The following is a 260-nucleotide window of genomic DNA, read 5'->3' on the forward strand; positions in this document are numbered from 1 at the left end:
CCACGCGCAAGCAAAGGATTAAATAGACAATTTTTTGTAATGCCAAGCTTATTTAAATAGTGTTCTAATTCTTCCATTTCGGCTACCCCTTCTTGAATCAGAGGCTCATCATATTGGCCGAAATAAGCAAGTGTATTTTTTCTATCGTCTTGTAAAAAATATGCGATTTGCTTTACAACAGCAAGTTGCAAACCTAGCTCTGTTAACTCTGCTAAAACTGCATCATGACCTACTTTTTCAATTTTATCGAGTATTAAAAT

The 260-nt window shown here is 34.6% G+C and carries 1 pseudogene; it reads right to left on the minus strand.

Annotation, left to right across the window (positions count from 1 at the left end):
- A pseudogene (locus SB660_RS21700) lies at positions 1-260 on the minus strand (histidine--tRNA ligase); the annotation flags it as partial.

The sequence above is a fragment of the Bacillus sp. SIMBA_005 genome (genome assembly GCF_046535585.1).
GTDB lineage: Bacteria > Bacillota > Bacilli > Bacillales > Bacillaceae > Bacillus > Bacillus pumilus.